Genomic DNA, 494 nt, shown 5'->3' with positions numbered 1-494 from the left:
ATAAGGCCAGAGGTGCTAACCGAAGCCAGATTCCCAGCGCTGTCGAGCACCGACACATTCACATTGAGCAAGCCTTCTGCGGCATCGGCCGGTAAATCGATGGTAAAGCTTCCGTCTGGTAAAACCGTAGTGGTGAAGGTCTGGGTATCGCTGTCACTGTCAGTGACTTCGATACTGAGCACTGCACCGATTTCATCACAGGTCCCGCTGATGGTGGGGGTGGCGCTGTTGAGATTGGACAGAGCATCCAGGTTCAGTATTGGGAGCGTAAGATCGATAAGGCCGGAAGTCGAAACACTGGCGAGATTGCCAGCGGCATCGAGCACGGACACATCCACATTGAGCAAGCCTTCTGCGGCATCGGCCGGTAAGTCCACCGTGAATGAACCATCGGGTAATACGGTGGTGGTAAAGGTTTGGGTATCGCTGTCACTGTCGGTGACTTCAATACTGATCACCGCCCCGATTTCATCACAGGTCCCGCTAATGGTAGG

At 54.3% G+C, this 494-nt stretch carries 1 protein-coding gene; it reads right to left on the bottom strand.

What is annotated here, in order from left to right:
* Positions 1 to 494 (bottom strand): Ig-like domain-containing protein (locus tag V5298_RS20860; protein ID WP_332933315.1); only part of this gene is annotated, 494 nt, incomplete at both ends.

This window comes from Alteromonas sp. 14N.309.X.WAT.G.H12, from assembly GCF_036697315.1.
Taxonomy (GTDB): domain Bacteria; phylum Pseudomonadota; class Gammaproteobacteria; order Enterobacterales; family Alteromonadaceae; genus Alteromonas.
Note: the sequence above shows the minus strand (reverse complement) of the source record. Positions and strands in the feature narration are given on the sequence as shown.